We start from the raw sequence: 1056 nt of genomic DNA, 5'->3' as shown, positions 1-1056 counted from the left end.
GAGATATTGCCAACCTAAGTGGTGGTGTTGAGTCTCTAGAAAAAATTCGTCAAAGTGTTGAGCGTTTAAAGCTAAGCGCTAACGAAGGTATTGTTTCCGCTATTGCTGAGCTGCAGAGAATTATTGATCAAATTCAGCTTCGTTTTGATGGTGTTGAAATCGGGATCGATTTTTGTGAGTTACGTGGATACAGCTATCATACTGGTATTTTGTTTTCAGCGTTCAGCTTGGGTTATGGATATGCCTTAGCGAAAGGTGGCCGCTACGATGATATCGGTAAAGGTTTTGATCATGGTCGGGACGAACGTTCGCGTCCTGCTACCGGCTTTAGCGCAGATCTAAAAGCTATTTTGAAAGTCTCTAGCTTGGCTGCAGAAACGCCTGAAAAGGAAAGAGTCTTTGCACCTCTGTCTGATGATAAAAAATTGCATAGTGAGGTAGCAGCGCTACGTAAGTCCTATCAGGTAGTTCAAGCGTTAAATGCTGCAGATACTGCGAAAGGGTATTCTTGTAGCAAACAGCTGGTATTAAAAGATCAACAATGGGCTCTTGAGCCTGTTGGCTAGTGTTATTTCGGGCGGCTAAGATAGCGGTCCATTCAGTTTAAAGGCTTGTCAGTATCTTGTTTAGCTGGCAATTAGCAATAAAAGCATTGTGCTTTTTCTATGAGAAGAGAAGTTATGGGTAAGAATGTTGTCATTTTGGGCACCCAATGGGGTGACGAAGGCAAAGGTAAAATCGTTGACTTATTAACAGATCAGGTTGCGACGGTAGCGCGATTCCAGGGTGGCCATAATGCCGGTCATACACTGGTAATTGACGGGGAAAAGACAGTATTACATTTGATTCCTTCCGGAATTCTACGTGATAACGTTACTTGTCTGATTGGTAATGGCGTCGTGCTTGCTCCTGATGCTCTTATCAAGGAAATGACTGAACTTGAAGAAAAAGGTGTGCCGGTTAAGGAGCGCTTAAAGCTGAGTTTGGCTTGCCCATTAATTTTGCCTTATCACGTTGCGCTTGATCAAGCGCGAGAGATAGCGAAAGGTGCTGATA

General features: G+C 43.6%; 2 protein-coding genes. Both read left to right on the top strand.

Annotated features, from left to right (window positions below; all coding sequences use genetic code 11):
• Positions 1–566, top strand: a 566-nt coding sequence (locus A3735_RS27640) for an ATP phosphoribosyltransferase regulatory subunit (RefSeq protein WP_197486102.1), incomplete at its 5' end; no start/stop codon positions are given.
• A 114-nt stretch (positions 567–680) separates the two neighbouring features.
• The coding region (locus tag A3735_RS27635; protein WP_197486101.1) for an adenylosuccinate synthetase at positions 681–1056 on the top strand (376 nt) is incomplete at its 3' end.

The sequence above is a fragment of the Oleiphilus sp. HI0061 genome (genome assembly GCF_001635675.1).
The sequence above is the reverse complement of the archived record's forward strand: the minus strand, read 5'-3'. Positions and strand labels throughout refer to the sequence as shown.